The following is a 13,915-nucleotide window of genomic DNA, read 5'->3' on the forward strand; positions in this document are numbered from 1 at the left end:
TCGCGCCACGCTGCCGTGAGCGGATCCGCTCACAGCAGCGTGAGCGAAACCGCAGTTCAGGGCGTGCGCCGATGAGTTTCTCCGCTGCGGTCCGTCTGCATCGATGACCCGCGTCGACCTGGAGGCACCCGTGGACCCCGAACTGATTCCGGCCTGGATTCGCACCGAGCGGCTCGCGCTCGCCGACTTCCTGGACGACCTCACCGCGGCCGAATGGCAGCAGCCCTCGCTGTGCGACGGCTGGACGACGCACGAGGTGCTCGCGCACATCACGCTGTCGAATCGGGAAACGGTGTGGGACACCGTGAAAGGCATCGTCCGCGCCCGCTTCGACTGGAATCGGATGACGGCCGAGCAAGCCCGTGATCGCGCCGCGGCCTACACACCGGCCGAGCTGCTCGGCCACCTGCGCGAGGCCGCGGGCGTGATGAAGCGCGCGCCGGGTGCGAGCCCGCTGGATCCGTTGGTGGACATCATCGTTCACGGCCAAGACATCGCCCGGCCACTCGGCCGCACCTGGCGTACCCCCGTCGCGCGCGTGCTCCCCGCCCTCGACCAGGTCCTGTCCAGCCGTTTCTACGGCGCACCCAAGCGAGTGCGCGGATTGCGTTTGAACGCCACCGACGCGGACTGGACCTACGGTGACGGCCCGGATGAACTCAGCGCCTCCGCTATCGATCTGCTGATGCTGGCGACCGGCCGGCTGCCCGTCGCGACGGTGCGTCCTCCGGCGTAGCGCCACACAGCTCGGCTAGCCCGCTCATCATGGCGGCGGCCCAGCAGGGGTAATCGTGCCCACCGGTGTACACCTGCAACCGGCTCCGAAAACCTCTGTCCGACACCATGTCCTGGAATCGGTGCAGATGCTCGGTGAGCAGCCCTTCATTCGATCCGGCGTCGATCAGGATGCGCACCGGCCCCACCGCCGCCGTCCCGAACCGCTCGAACAGCCATGAGGTCGAACTGTCGGTGTAAGTATGCGGACTCACGCTCCCGTCCGGCCGCCACCACACCGACGGCGACTGCGCCAGCACGGCACCGTACGCCTCCGGCGTCCACAGCGCGGCAGCCAGCGCCGTGAGCCCACCGAGGCTCTGCCCGCACAGCATTCGCCGCTCGCGCCCCGCCCACCGCACCCCGGAGGACTCGGCGAACGGGATGAGCTCGTCCGCGAGCATCTGAACAAACTGCGGGTCCGCTCCCAGCTGTCGCATCCGATCCTGCGGTGCGGCAGGAGATTCCACGCCGATGATGCCGACGGGCGAGCACCGGCCGGCACGTATCGCGGCGTCGATCGCGGCGGGCATATTGAAATCATCGAACCAGCGCTGCGCATCGAGCAGAACCAGCATCGCGAGCCCGCCCGCTGGAATCGGTCCGGCCGGAATGTATTGCCGGATGCGGTAGGTGTCCGCACCTCTCGCAGTGGTGAAGTCGTGAGCCGAGAGCGTGCCCGCCGGCCGCGCCTCCATGTGCTTCCACTCGGCAAGCGAAGGCGCCGAGGGCAATTCGAGCACCGACCCGAAACCTCGGCCGCTCCCGCAGCCGGGATTGCGCGGGTCCGGCACCGTCCGCGCCATGAGCGCCTTCGCATCGAGATGCGCGAGAACACCACTGCCGAAGAAGCGATCCCGCTCGCCGAATGGATAGAACCGATAGCTGCTGCGCAGTGTGTCCAGAACATCGAACGTAACGAACCACACATCGGTGTCCGGAAGCCGCCGCATCATCCCATCGGCCACAAGGCCCTTGTCGGTCAGCCTGTTGACCAGCGCATAGACACCCGCGATCGGCTCCCGCTCGCGCCACAGCAGCGTCACCAGCCGACGGTCCAGCTCACGCCCCGGCTCGATGAGCGGCGTTCCGGACCCGATGATCTCGTCCCAGAACTCATCGACAGCAGTACTACCGCGAGCCCGCGCCGCGTGCAGCAGCTCGCGCAGCCGAGGGCTTTCCATCATCGCAGCGGGACCCTCCAGCGGTCCGGGTGCCTGTCGGCGCGTCGAGCTGCCGCACTCAGCGAAGCATCCTCGCCTCGGGCACACACTGCCCGGGGCACGTCATCCTCGCCGCCCGCAGCCTCGGCAGCCACGACCTGGCCGGCCGGCCGGGACGGGGGCCGGCCGTGGTCGCGGCGTCGCGTGGGTGCGCCCGGCCACGGTTGCCGCGTCATGCGCCGCATCCGCTCAGTCGGCGGTCAACTCGTCGAGCAGCGCCCGCAGCCGAGGGCTGTCGATCGTCGTCGCCGCCATGTGGGTGTTGGCGGGTCGTAGCGGTGACGATTGCCGCGCTCCCCGCGTCTCCGGCGACGGCCGTCGCGTCGGTCTTCTCGTTGTGTCGTGTGGGGATCCGGGGGTCGCCGATGACTGGTGCCGATGTGTGCGCGTGCTCGGAGGCGGCCTCGCTGCCCGCTATGCCGCCCGCGACGTCGGCGGCCGGATGGTCGCGCGGCGTATGGTGTCGGGGGGCTGTCACGGGTGGATCCTTCTGGTTCGACATGGGTGCGCCCCCTGCGGATTTCGCAGGGGGCGCGACCGTTGGGGTGTTACTGCTGGTCGAAGGCGCGAGCGCGCAGGGAGCGCTCGATGCCGGCCTTGCCCTCGATCACCAGGCGGCGCAGGGCAGGCGGGTGTTCGGCGGAGAGGAATTTGTCGGCGAGGGCGACGGCTTCCTCGGTGATGGCCCAGTGCGGGTACAGGCCGACGACCACGGTCTGCGCCACTTCGCTGGAGCGGCGCTCCCAGACGCCGGGGATCTCGGCGAAGTAGCGTTCGGTGAAGCCGGACAACAGGTTCGACTGACCGACCGGGGCGAAGCCGCTGACGATGGCGCGGGCGGTGATGTTCGGGACCGTATCGTCGTGCATAACGGTGGCCCAGGCCGATTCCTTCACGCCGATCTGCGGGCGAGCGGTCCGGGCGGCGGCGGCCTGGCGGCGGCCGGCGGCGGTGGGGTCGCGCTCCAGTTCGGCGTCGATGACCGGGGACTGCGGTCCGTCGGCATCGATGTCACCGGCCGCGGCGAGCGCCTGGATGAGACGCCAGCGCAGATCGGTGTCGACCGTGAGGCCGGGCAGGTTGGCGGCGGTGAGGTCGCCTTCCAGGATCTGGCGCAGCGCCTCGACGTGGCGGACGGCCAGCTTGGCGCCGGTGAGGGCGTTCACGAAGGCCAGCTGGTAGTCCGAACCCGGCTCGGCGGCGCGGGCCAGGTCCAGCAGGCGATCGGCGAACTCCGGCCAGCCGGTGGTATCGGCCCAGGCCGGGTCGGCATAGCTGGCCAGTGCGGTGTGCGCCTGCATGAGAAGCCGCTGCACCACGCCGATTTCGGTCTCTTCTCCCACCCCGCGCTGCACCAGTGCCACGAAGTCGCGGGCGCGCATCTCGGCTTGGCGGGTCATCTCCCAGGCGGCCGACCAGCACAGCGTGCGGGGCAGCGGTTCGGCGATATCGGCGATGCGGGCCACCACCGTCTCGAGCGACGCGGGATCCAGGCGCACCGAGCAGTAGGTGAGGTCGTCATCATTGACCAGCACCAGCTTGCCCTGGGCGACGCCCACCAGTTCGGGTACATCGGTGCGCTCGGCCGGATTGATATCGAGCTCGACGCGCTTGGTGCGCACCAGCTTTCCGTCCTGCTCGTCGTACACGCCGATTGCCAGGCGGTGCACGCGGCGCTCACCGGCGCCGGGAGCGGCCCCTTCCTGGATGACGCTGAACGAGCTGTACTTGCCGTCGGCGTCCACGGTGAAGTCGGGGCGCAGGATGTTCAGGCCGGTGGTCTTGAGCCACTGCGCGCCCCAATCCGACAGATCCCGCCCGGACGCCTTCTCCAGCGCACCGACCAGATCATCGAAAGTGGCGTTGCCGTAGGCGTGTTCGGTGAAGTAGTCGCGCAGGCCCGCCAGGAACGGCTCCTCGCCGACATAGGCGACCAGTTGCTTGAGCACCGATGCGCCCTTGGCGTAGGTGATGCCGTCGAAGTTCACCTCCACCGCCGCCAGATCCGGAATGTCCGCCGCGATCGGGTGGGTCGAGGGCAGCTGATCCTGCCGGTACGCCCAGGACTTCTCGACATTGGCGAAAGTGGTCCAGGCATTGGTGTATTCGGTCGCGTTCACCTGGCACAGCACCGAGGCGAAGGTGGCGAAGGATTCGTTCAGCCACAGATCGTCCCACCACTTCATGGTGACGAGATCACCGAACCACATGTGCGCCATCTCGTGCAGCACCGTCTCGCAGCGGCGCTCGTACGACGCGCGAGTCACCTTGGAGCGGAACACGTAATCCTCGAGGAAGGTGACCGCGCCCGCGTTCTCCATGGCGCCCGCATTGAATTCGGGCACGAACAGCTGGTCGTACTTGCCGAAGGCGTACGGCACACCGAAATTGGCGTGATAGAAGCCGAAGCCCTGTTTGGTCTCGGTGAAAAGCCGTTCGTGGTCCATGAATTCGGCCAGCGAGGCGCGGCAGTAGATGCCCAGCGGGATATCGCCGTGCTCGTCGACATAGGTGTCGGTCCACTTGGCGTACGGCCCGGCGATGAGCGCCACCAGGTAGGTGCTCATCCGCGGCGTGGTGTCGAAGGTGTGCTCGACCACGGTGCCGATCTTGCGGGTCGAGGTGGTCGCGCCATTGGAGATGACCTCCCAGTCCTCCGGCGCGGTGACGATCAGATCGTAGGTGGCCTTGAGGTCCGGCTGGTCGAAGCAGGCGAACATCCGCTTGGCGTCGGCGGTTTCGAACTGCGAGTACAGGTAGACCTTGTTGTCGGTGGGGTCGACGAAACGGTGCAGGCCCTCACCGGTGTGCGAGTACTCGCAGTCGGCCTCGACCACGAGTTCATTGCGCTCGGCGAGCCCGGTGAGGGTGATGCCCTTGGACTCGTCGTAGTCGCTGACATCCACCGGCGTCCCGTTCAGGATTGCCGAGCGCACGCCCGCGCCCACGATGTCGACGAAGGTCTGCGCACCGGGCGTTGCCGTGAACTTCACCGTCGAGCGCGAGAAGAAGGTTTCACTCCGCGTGGCCTCGGCGCTGGTGGGCTGCCCGGTCAGATCCAATTCGACGCGATAGTTCTCCACCTGGACCGTCGCGGCGCGTTCGATCGCCTGCTCGCGGGTGAGATTCGGTGCGGACAAGGGGGCTCCTTCGCTCTCGGAGTACTGTGCCGTGCGTTCACGCAGCGGTGCGGGCGACGCTGCCCACCGTCATGCGGTGCGCCCACCCGGACCCGGAACAATTCTCCACTGGGCGCCACGGGCGCAGACGCAACGCAGCCCAGCTTGCCACGTCGCCGGACCGGTTGGCGGGCGCATGCCGAGACCTGATCATTCGCCGCCGCGGCGGCGGTCCCGCCGCCGGGTGCTCGCCGGGCTGCGGGCCGCCGGACGGCCGTCGGTAGGCTGTGCGGCGCAGCGCCCGTCCGCGCTGTTCCGCGCCGCTATGAGGAGGACCACGTTGAAGCACATCCACGCCGGTAAGGTGCGCGACCTGTACGAGGACGGCGATGAGCTGATCCTGGTCGCCTCCGATCGGGTGTCGGTGTACGACGTGGTGCTGCCCACCCCGATCCCGGACAAGGGCGCGATGCTCACCCAGCTGTCGAACTGGTGGTTCGAGTTCTTCGCCGATGTGCCCAACCACCTCGTCTCCACCACCGACGTGCCCGCCGAGTTCGCCGGCCGCGCCGTGCGCGCCAAGAAGCTGACCATGGTGAAGGTCGAATGCATTGCCCGCGGCTACCTGACCGGCTCCGGCCTGGCCGAGTACAAGCGCACCGGCGAGGTCTCCGGCATCGCGCTGCCGCCGGGCCTGCGGGAGGGCGACAAGCTGCCCGAGCCCATCTTCACCCCGACCACCAAGGCCGAGGTCGGCACCCACGACGAGTTCATCACCTTCGACGATGTGGTGAACCAGGAGGGCAAGGAGGTCGCCGAGCAGCTGCGCGACCTGACCCTGCAGGTGTACTCGCGCGGCGCCGCGCACGCGGCCGCCCGCGGGGTCATCATTGCCGACACCAAGCTCGAATGGGGTTGGGACGGCGACACTCTCACCCTCGCCGACGAGGTCCTGACCTCCGACTCCTCCCGCTTCTGGCCCGCCGACTCCTACGAGCCCGGCCGCCCGCAGGCCTCCTTCGACAAGCAGTTCGTGCGCGACTGGTCCACCTCGACCGGCTGGAACAAGGAAGCCCCCGGACCGGAGATCCCGGCCGATATCGTCGAGGCGACCCGCCAGAAGTACATGCAGGCCTACGAGCTGATCACCGGCCGGTCCTGGAGCTGACCGGATAGCACTGCTCGAGCACGGCCGCGCATCCCCCGTGGATGCGCGGCCGTCGTGCTTCAGGCCGGAACCCGGTCCAGTGCAACGAATTCGTCGACATAGCCCAGGGCCCGCTCCTCGAGAGCGGCGAAATGGGCCTCGCGAGCCGCGCCGGCGACCGCGTCGCCGATGAACAGGTTGCCCTCCGCGTCCACGCGCTGCGGGCGCTCCTCGGCGTCCGGGAGGATGGCGACGGTGGACCGGCTGAAGCCGCAGTAGTAGGCGATGCCCGCGCTGAGCTGGTTCTCCAGCACCTGCCGCATGGCGGGGATGATGGCGTCGTCCTCGGTGGCGCCCGCCAGTCCCAGCCACAGCATGCGCTTGCCGACCAGGCGCGGCTTGCTGCGGCCGTAGGCGAAGCCGTAGTTCCAGACCCGGTCGATCCAGCCCTTGAGCAGGGCCGGAACGCTCTGCCAGTAGATCGGGAAGACCGCGATGACGACCTCGGCGGCGAGAATGCGGCGCATGTGCGCCTCGGTCTCCTCGGAGTAGACCTTGTCCCGATTACCCCAATCGGGCTGATCGGCGACCGTCATGCGCGGATCGAAGCCCTCGGCGTGCAGGTCGAGCAGGTCGACGGTGTAACCCCGCGCCTCCAGCCGCTGCGCGGTGCGACCGGCCAGATACGCTGTGAGCGAATCGTTCCGATGATGCGAGACGACCACGAGAGCGGTGCGGGCGCTGGGGTTTTCGGTCTGCGACATGGGGTTCCTCCTGCGATGCGATCTTGTTCGGTAGAACCAGTACATCCGGAATGCCGTGGACGTTCCATGGGAGAAACTCTCCGATCAATAGGAATTCGTCTACGCTCGAGGGGTGGACCCCTTGAGTTGCTTGTTGAGCGGCATTCGCGCCGAAGGCTCGGTCGTCACCTCCGCGGTGCTGGAGGGCCCGTGGACCATTCAATTCGCCGACCGCGCCCCGTTGACCATGATCAGCGTCTTCCGCGGCGGCGGCACCCTGATCCTCGCCGATGGCACTCGCACCCGGATCACCATGGGGGACACCGCGATCGTGCAGGGTCCCGAACCCTTCCGCCTGGTCGACGACCCGGACTCGCTCATCGGGCCGCCCACCGAATACGAGATCTCCTGCTTCACGTCGGGCGAGGACTGCTGCGGTGAGGAACTGCGCGGAATCCGCTGGGGCAGTGAGCAACCGGAGGCGACGGCCCTGGTGGTGGGCGCCTACAAGACCTCGGCCCGCCGGCACGACCGGCTGTTGCGGGTGCTGCCGAAGGTGCTGGTGATCAGCGAGGAGACCGACGTCTGCCCCTGGCTCGAGGCCGCCGCGAGTGATGCCGCCAAACTGAGCGCCGGATCCCAGGCCATGATGGACCGGCTGCTGGACTGGGGCCTGGTGTGCACGCTGCGCACCTGGTTCGAACAGGCGGGCGAGGATGCCCCGCACTGGTATCGCGGCATGGCCGACGAGATCGTCGCTCCCGCTTTGCAGGCCATCCACACCTATACCGGCAAGGGCTGGACGGTGGCCTCGCTCGCCGCCGAATCCGGCGTCTCCCGTGCGCTTTTCGCCAAACGCTTCGCGGCGGTCATGGGGCGGCCGCCGCTGAACTACCTCACCGAGACCCGCATGGACGAGGCCGAGGAACTGCTCGCCGACACCGACCTGACCGTCGCCCAGGTCGCCAAGAAGGTCGGCTACGCGGACGCTTTCGGCTTCAGCGCCGCCTTCAAGCGCTATCGGGGCATGAGCCCCAAGGCATTTCGCATTTCGGCGACGGTGGCGGCCTGAGCTACGCGGTACGCAGCTGTGCGGCGCGCAGGGTGAGATAGTTGCGTTCGGGCGTGCTGGTGGTGCGGTTCGCGGCGGCCAGATAGTGGGTGACGGCGCGGTCGCGGTCACCGGCCATCTCGTAGAGATGGCCGCGAACCGCGTCGAGCCGGTGTGAGCCGGACAGGGAGTCCTCGAGGGCGGCGGTCAGCTCCAGCCCGGCCTGCGGGCCGTGCACCATGGCGGTGGCGACGGCCCGGTTCAAGGTCACCATCGGATTGGGCGTCACGGCTTCGAGTTTGTTGTACAGCACCAGGATTCGCTCCCAATCGGTGTCCTCGGCCCGCCGGGCCCGCGCATGCAGCGCGGCAATGGCGGCCTGGATCTGATACGGCCCGGTGAGGCCGGCCGGCAGCGTCGCGGTGACCAGCTTGACGCCCTCGAGTCCGGCGGCGCGGTCCCAGCGGCCGCGATCCTGCTCGGCCAGGGGGATGAGCTCGCCGTGCGCACCGGTGCGGGCGGCGCGGCGGGCATCGGTGAGCAGCAGCAGCGCCAGCAGGCCGGTGACCTCGGTGTCGCCGGGCAGCAGGCGATGCAGGGCGCGGGCCAGGCGGATGGCTTCGGCGGCCAGGTCGGCGCGGTGCAACTGCGCGCCGGTCGTGGTGTGGCCCTCGGTGAAGATCAGATACAGCACGTGCAGGACGGCCCCGACGCGTTCCCGCCATGCCGCCGGGTAGGCGTCGTCCTCGCCCGGCATGGCGAAGGGCCGGTCGACACCTGCGAGGCGCTTCTTGGCGCGCGAGATGCGCTGCGCCATGGTCGATTCCGGGACCATGAAGGCGCGGGCGATCTCCTCGGTGGCGAGGCCGCCGACGGCGCGCAGCGTCAGCGGGATGGAACTCGCCGCCGACAGCACCGGATGACAGCACAGGAAGAACAGGGTGAGACTGTCGTCGCGCTCGGCATCGCCGCCGGACAGCACATCGGCCGGCATCGGGACCTCGCGCAGCGCGTCGGCGGCCTCGCGATTGCGGCGCGCCACCTCGGCGCGAATCGTATCGACGAGCCGGCGCTGGGCCACCGAGATCAGCCACGCGCGCGGATGCTCCGGCAGTCCCTCCTCGGGCCACTGCGTCGCCGCGGCGAGCATGGCCTCCTGCAAGGCGTCCTCGGCGGCGTCGAAATCCCCATTGCGGCGCATGAGCACACCGAGGACCTGCGGCGCGAGTTCGCGCAGCAGGTCCTCGACGGCATAGGTGGCGGCGGACATCGGCGGATCGGGACCGCTACGCCTCGGTGGTGGGTGCGCTCATGATCGCCCGCACCTCGATGTACTCGCCGATCGGCTTACCGCCCGGGCCCGGACCGGCCGAGGCCTTGGCCGCGATCTCGATGGCCCGCTCCGGGCTGTCCACATCGACGATCCAGTAGCCGGCCAGGAATTCCTTGGTCTCCGGGAACGGGCCGTCGGTGACCACCGGCGCGGACCGCCCGTCCGAGCTGACCAGCCGGGCCTCGTCCGGGCCCGCGAGACCCTGGGCGTCGACCAGCTCACCGGATTTGGCCAGTTCCTCCCCGAGGAGGCGCTGGAAGTCGATGTGCGCCTGGATCTCCTCCATCGTCCACTCGGTGATCGGGGTATCGCAGTGGGCGGCGGGGCCGTAGGTCTTCAGCAACATGTATTTCACGGTGGAGCTCCTCGATTCCGAGCGCCCCGGTGGCGCTCTCGCGGAGAGGTCGGAACCCCGCCCGCATTTTCGACATACTTTGCCGGGCGGCTACAGCGGTGCGCCCGGATCGGCCAATCGTTGCGGATCGACCGGGTCGCCGCTCAGTATCAGTTCCTTGATCCGCTCGGTCACGTCCCAGACATTGACGTTCATTCCCGCGAGCACCCGATTGCCGGAATCCAGCCAGAAGGCCACGAACTCCCGCTTGCCCAGATCGCCCCGCACCACCACCCGGGCCTCCTGACCCGGGGCCACATAGCCGGTGTACTCCATGCCGAGGTCGTATTGATCGGTGAAGAAGTAGGGCAGCCGGTCGTAGACGGCCGGCTTGCCCATCATGGTGGCCGCCGCGACCGCGGGCTGATTGAGCGCATTGGCCCAGTGCTCCACCCGGATTCGCCGGCCCAGCACCGGATGCTGCTGATCGGCGATATCGCCGATGGCGACGATATCGGGATCGCTGGTGGCCAGGCTCTCGTCCACCAGGACGCCGCTCTCCGCGGCCAGGCCGCTGTCCACGGCGAGTTCGATATTCGGCCGCGCGCCGACCGCCACCAGCACCGCGTCGGCGTCGATGACGGCGTCGTCGGCCAGCTTGACGCCGGTGGCGCGCCCGTCGGCGGTCACGATCTCGGCCACCTTGGTCTCGCAGCGCAGATCCACGCCGTGATCGCGGTGCAGTTGTGCGAAGACCGCGCCCATCTCCGCGCCCAGGGCGTTCTGCAACGGCACCGGCAGGGTCTCCAGCACGGTGACCTCGAGCCCGGCATTGCGGGCCGCGGCCGTCACCTCCAGCCCGATCCACCCGGCCCCGATCACCACCAATTTCCGTGCGGCGCGGAACATCTCCAGCAGCGCTTCGGTGTCCTCGGCATTGCGCAGCGTGTACACCCCGGTCGCATCGGAACCGGGGATCGGCAGGGTGCGCGGCCGGGATCCGGTGGCCAGCGCCAGTTTGTCGTAGTTCAGCGTCGTACCGTCCGGCAGCGCAACGGTTTTGGCGGCGCGATCGACCGCGGTGACGGTGGTGCCCAGCAGCACCTCGATATGGTGATCGCGATACCACTGCGCCGGGTCGACAATGGCGTCCTCGGGCGTCTTCTTGCCCAGCAGGCAGTCCTTGGACAGCGGCGGCCGCTCGTAGGGCAGCCGCTCCTCCGCGCAGATCAGATGCACGGTGCCGTCGAAGTCATTGGCTCGCAAGGCCTCCGCGAGCTTGGCCGCCGCGAGTCCGCCGCCCGCGATCACGAACCTGGAATTGGTGGTCATGGCCGAACCTCCCTGCACCGCTGTACAGCGGCCGCCGACGATGAGGCTTGATATCCGACCCTAACGCGCGATGGCCGAGCCCCGGCGGAAATACCGGGAAGAATGTCCGTTGTTGCGCATGGGGAACGGCCGTCCCCACCGGCCGCGACCTGACGCGAAAGGAAGCTTCCGTGAGCGACACCAAGAAGGACCGGGTTGATTTCTGGTTCGATCCGCTGTGCCCATGGTGCTGGATCACCTCCCGCTGGATCCTCGAGGTCGAGCAGGTCCGCGATATCGAGGTCCAGTTCCATGTGATGAGCCTGTCGGTGCTCAACGAGGGCCGCGAGGACCTGCCCGAGCAGTACCAGGAACTCATGCGAACCGGCTGGGGGCCGGTGCGCGTGGCCATCGCCGCCGCGCAGGCGCACGGCGACAAGGTGCTGCCGCCGCTCTACGCCGCGCTCGGCACCCGCCTGCACAACCGCCGCGCCGAGTACGAAGGGCGCGAGGACCTGCTGAAGGTCGTCATCGCCGAGGCCCTCGCCGAGACGGGTCTGCCCGCCGAGCTCATCGAGGCCGCCGACAGTTCCGACCACGACGAGGCCCTGCGCGCCTCGCACCACGCCGGGATGGACAAGGTCGGCAAGGATGTCGGCACCCCGACCATCCACGTCAACGACGTGGCCTTCTTCGGGCCGGTGCTCTCCCGCGTCCCGCGCGGAGAAGAGGCGGGCAAGGTGTGGGACGGCGTCGTCGCCCTCGCCTCCTACCCGCACTTCTTCGAGCTCAAGCGCACCCGCACCGAAGACCCGGAATTCGACTGAGCCCGGTGGACCGGGTCCGCGAGTGACTCCCGGACCCGGTCAGCTGGAAGAACTCGAGCCACCCGAGTCCGAGGAACCCGACGAGCTGCCCGAATCGGACGAGCCCGAGGAGCTTCCCGAATCGGACGAGCCTGGGGAACTGCCCCAGTCGGATGAGCCCGAGGAACTGCCCGAACCGGACCACCCCGGGGAACCGGATCCGGGCTCGGGCTGCGTAGGTGTCCGATATCCACCGGAGTCGGACGGGCGGCCCTCGCCGTATCCGCCCGGACCGGCCCAGCCGCTGTCGCCGTAGCCGCCGGGGGAGTAGGGCGACGGGCCGCCGTACCCACCGGGGTTGGGGTACGGCATGGGTCCGCCGCCGGGTCCGCCGACGCTGTACTGGGTGGTCGTATCCCCGTATCCGCCCGGCGGGTACGGGTACCGACCTTGCGGTCCTTGCGGATACGGCGGATAGCAGGGCGGCGGCGGAGCCGGCGGCGGCTGCATGGGCGCGCTCGGGCGCAGGAACAGGCGGCCGTGGCGGCTGCGGTCGCGCAGCGCCCACATGCGCCAGGTCAGCACCGGATGGCTGGACATGGCATTGACGAACCAGACGAAGCCGCCCTTCTCGGTGGCGGCGCGATCGGCCATCTCGTCGAAGCCGACCAGGCTGTTGAGGTACTTGCCCGCCGCCAGGGTCTGCATGGCGGCGGGAGCGCCGGTGTGCCGGTTGCAGTAGCCGTAATTGTCGGCCGTGTACTCCTGCGAGCGGATCAGCGAACTGCCCAGCACCGGCAGGAACGGCACCAGGAACATGCCGAACTGCCGCCAATAGGAGACATGCCCCGCCGCGATGTGCCCGACCTCGTGGCCGATGATGAACGCCAGCGCATCGGGTTGCCGTGCGGCGCCGCCCACTTCGAACAGATCGCTGTACACCGCCACGAACCGGCGGAACCCGTGCCCCGAGGCGAAGGCATTGATGGCGCCATTGCCGAGCACCACATACGCGTCCGGCGGCTTGTTCATCCCGAGCCGCGCCGCCGCCTCCTGCACCATCCGATAGCCCTCGGGGAACTGCGTCGGCGACATCTTCACGCCATTGACCCGCAGCGTCGCGTAGTTCATACCGCGCCCGATCCACAGCAGCACCGGCGCGAACACCATCAGCAGCACATAGTCGTTCAACGACCCCGTGACCAGCATCAGCAACGCGAACAAATACACCAGCGCCGTCGTCACCACCACGACCACCAACAGCGGAATCTCCCAGCTGTGCCGCGCCGGCATCCCGAACGGCGACAACCCCCGCGTCTGCTGATGCGGCGGAATCCGCGGCGGCGAATACGGGACCTGCGCCGCCCACCCCGGCGGCCCCACCTGCGGGTTCCACCCGGACATGCCGGTCACCGGATTCCACCCCGGTCGCTCACCGGCCGGAGGTCCCCCCGCATGCGCGGCCGGCGGTACTGACTGATCGTCGGACGTCATGACCTGCACTCTATTCAGTTCTGCACGCCGCCGCCGCTGTGTGGGGGTTCGGGGGCGGAGCCCCCTGAGAGTCCCGAGAGTTGGTTCCTGACAGAATCGCAGCCATGCGCGTATACCTGGGTGCCGACCATGCCGGCTTCGAACTGAAGAACCACGTCAAGGCTCACCTGGAGGGCCAAGGCCACGAGGTCGTCGATTGCGGCGCTCTCGAATACGACGCCCTCGACGACTACCCGGCCTTCTGCATCGAGGCCGCCCGCCGCACCGTCGCCGACCCGGGCTCCCTGGGCCTGGTCTTCGGCGGCTCCGGCAATGGCGAGCAGATCGCCGCCAACAAGGTCCCCGGCGCCCGCTGCGCCCTGGCCTGGAGCGTCGAGACCGCCAAGCTGGCCCGCGAGCACAACAACGCCCAGCTGATCGGCATCGGCGGCCGTATGCACCCCCTCCCGGAGGCCCTCGCCATCGTCGACGCCTTCCTCACCACCCCCTGGTCCGGTGAGGAGCGCCACCAGCGCCGCATCGACATTCTGGCCGAGTACGAGAAGACCGGCGTCGCCCCGGCCGTCCCCGCGTACTGACC

Annotated in this window: 11 protein-coding genes and 1 pseudogene; 5 read left to right on the forward strand and 7 right to left on the reverse strand. The window is 68.8% G+C overall.

What is annotated here, in order from left to right:
• Nucleotides 1–103: 103 nt before the first annotated feature.
• Nucleotides 104–736, forward strand: coding sequence for a maleylpyruvate isomerase family mycothiol-dependent enzyme (locus ACYQ5L_RS09140; protein WP_459956949.1), 633 nt, complete (start codon nt 104–106; stop codon nt 734–736).
• Here ACYQ5L_RS09140 and ACYQ5L_RS09145 read toward each other — a convergent pair.
• Together ACYQ5L_RS09145 and pepN are read right to left on the reverse strand one after the other, a co-directional pair.
• Nucleotides 672–1,961, reverse strand: coding sequence for an alpha/beta hydrolase-fold protein (locus ACYQ5L_RS09145; RefSeq protein WP_459956950.1), 1,290 nt, complete (start codon nt 1,959–1,961; stop codon nt 672–674). The two genes, ACYQ5L_RS09140 and ACYQ5L_RS09145, sit on opposite strands and share 65 nt — an antisense overlap.
• Nucleotides 1,962–2,545: 584 nt before the next feature.
• Nucleotides 2,546–5,137: an aminopeptidase N gene (gene pepN / locus ACYQ5L_RS09150; protein WP_459956951.1), complete on the reverse strand. Its 2,592-nt coding sequence runs from the start codon at nt 5,135–5,137 to the stop codon at nt 2,546–2,548.
• 304 nt (nt 5,138–5,441) lie between these two features.
• On the opposite strand from pepN, the gene ACYQ5L_RS09155 reads away from it, so the two are divergent.
• Nucleotides 5,442–6,284 carry a phosphoribosylaminoimidazolesuccinocarboxamide synthase gene (locus ACYQ5L_RS09155; protein WP_459963368.1) on the forward strand — a complete coding sequence of 281 codons (843 nt, stop codon included), beginning with the start codon at nt 5,442–5,444 and terminating at the stop codon, nt 6,282–6,284.
• Between the two features lie 59 nt (nt 6,285–6,343).
• Here ACYQ5L_RS09155 and ACYQ5L_RS09160 read toward each other — a convergent pair whose 3' ends face one another.
• On the reverse strand, nt 6,344–7,027 hold the full coding sequence (locus ACYQ5L_RS09160) for an NAD(P)H oxidoreductase (RefSeq protein WP_459956952.1): 684 nt from the start codon (nt 7,025–7,027) through the stop codon (nt 6,344–6,346).
• Between the two features lie 112 nt (nt 7,028–7,139).
• Here ACYQ5L_RS09160 and ACYQ5L_RS09165 point away from each other — a divergent pair, with 112 nt between their 5' ends.
• The gene (locus ACYQ5L_RS09165; RefSeq protein ID WP_459956953.1) at nt 7,140–8,078 is read left to right on the forward strand and encodes an AraC family transcriptional regulator; all 939 of its coding nucleotides are present in this window, start codon (nt 7,140–7,142) and stop codon (nt 8,076–8,078) included.
• 1 nt (nt 8,079) lies between these two features.
• On the opposite strand, the gene ACYQ5L_RS09170 is transcribed toward ACYQ5L_RS09165, so the two are convergent.
• From ACYQ5L_RS09170 to ACYQ5L_RS09180, 3 genes are all read right to left on the reverse strand, one after another.
• A complete protein-coding gene (locus tag ACYQ5L_RS09170; protein WP_459956954.1) occupies nt 8,080–9,327 on the reverse strand; it encodes an RNA polymerase sigma factor in 1,248 nt (415 codons plus the stop codon).
• Nucleotides 9,328–9,343: 16 nt separating this feature from the next.
• Nucleotides 9,344–9,745, reverse strand: a complete 402-nt coding sequence (locus ACYQ5L_RS09175; protein WP_459956955.1) for a YciI family protein — start codon at nt 9,743–9,745, stop codon at nt 9,344–9,346.
• Nucleotides 9,746–9,835: 90 nt separating this feature from the next.
• Nucleotides 9,836–11,056, reverse strand: a complete 1,221-nt coding sequence (locus tag ACYQ5L_RS09180) for an NAD(P)/FAD-dependent oxidoreductase (protein ID WP_459956956.1) — start codon at nt 11,054–11,056, stop codon at nt 9,836–9,838.
• 170 nt (nt 11,057–11,226) lie between these two features.
• Between ACYQ5L_RS09180 and ACYQ5L_RS09185 the strand changes: the two genes are divergently transcribed.
• Nucleotides 11,227–11,862 (forward strand): mycothiol-dependent nitroreductase Rv2466c family protein, encoded by a 636-nt coding sequence (locus ACYQ5L_RS09185; protein ID WP_459956957.1) that lies wholly within the window; start codon nt 11,227–11,229, stop codon nt 11,860–11,862.
• Nucleotides 11,863–12,285: 423 nt separating this feature from the next.
• Here ACYQ5L_RS09185 and ACYQ5L_RS09190 read toward each other — a convergent pair.
• A pseudogene (locus ACYQ5L_RS09190) lies at nt 12,286–13,245 on the reverse strand (M48 family metallopeptidase); the annotation flags it as partial.
• Nucleotides 13,246–13,439: 194 nt separating this feature from the next.
• On the opposite strand from ACYQ5L_RS09190, the gene ACYQ5L_RS09195 reads away from it, so the two are divergent.
• Nucleotides 13,440–13,913: a ribose-5-phosphate isomerase gene (locus ACYQ5L_RS09195; protein WP_459956958.1), complete on the forward strand. Its 474-nt coding sequence runs from the start codon at nt 13,440–13,442 to the stop codon at nt 13,911–13,913.
• Nucleotides 13,914–13,915 lie beyond the last annotated feature (2 nt).

This window comes from Nocardia sp. IFM 10818, from assembly GCF_054655275.1.

Coding starts and splice junctions, on each gene's coding strand:
- ACYQ5L_RS09170 (WP_459956954.1), bottom strand. CDS start 9,327: ATGTCCGCCGCCACCTATGCCGTCGAGGACCTGCTGCGCGAACTCGCG.
- ACYQ5L_RS09160 (WP_459956952.1), bottom strand. CDS start 7,027: ATGTCGCAGACCGAAAACCCCAGCGCCCGCACCGCTCTCGTGGTCGTC.
- ACYQ5L_RS09155 (WP_459963368.1), top strand. CDS start 5,442: ATGAGGAGGACCACGTTGAAGCACATCCACGCCGGTAAGGTGCGCGAC.
- ACYQ5L_RS09145 (WP_459956950.1), bottom strand. CDS start 1,961: ATGATGGAAAGCCCTCGGCTGCGCGAGCTGCTGCACGCGGCGCGGGCT.
- ACYQ5L_RS09180 (WP_459956956.1), bottom strand. CDS start 11,056: ATGACCACCAATTCCAGGTTCGTGATCGCGGGCGGCGGACTCGCGGCG.
- ACYQ5L_RS09140 (WP_459956949.1), top strand. CDS start 104: ATGACCCGCGTCGACCTGGAGGCACCCGTGGACCCCGAACTGATTCCG.
- ACYQ5L_RS09195 (WP_459956958.1), top strand. CDS start 13,440: ATGCGCGTATACCTGGGTGCCGACCATGCCGGCTTCGAACTGAAGAAC.